This window comes from Citrobacter sp. TBCS-15 (assembly GCF_005280815.1).
Classification (GTDB): Bacteria; Pseudomonadota; Gammaproteobacteria; order Enterobacterales; family Enterobacteriaceae; genus Citrobacter; species Citrobacter werkmanii.
This window is the reverse complement of sequence record NZ_SZWK01000112.1, coordinates 1-209: the sequence shown is the minus strand read 5'-3', so window position 1 is coordinate 209 and position 209 is coordinate 1. Positions and strand designations below refer to the sequence as shown.

The following is a 209-nucleotide window of genomic DNA, read 5'->3' as shown; positions in this document are numbered from 1 at the left end:
ACTTAACAAGACTTCTTAAACTCTTAGATAATCTTGATGAGATATTTGATCCAGTCGATACTGACAGCATAGCTTTATTATGTTTGAGGTACGTTGAGTTATTAAGCATTCCAGACACTGCAAAACTCACAGGATTGAGTAAGAGTCAGGTTTCTACACGAACAGCTAGAGTCATGAAGAAAGCTAAAGAAATTATAGCCGAAGCATGA

At 36.4% G+C, this 209-nt stretch carries 1 protein-coding gene; it reads left to right on the top strand.

The window, feature by feature from the left end; genetic code table 11:
* Nucleotides 1-209 (top strand): hypothetical protein (locus FDW96_RS25220; RefSeq protein WP_212732869.1); only part of this gene is annotated, 209 nt, incomplete at its 5' end.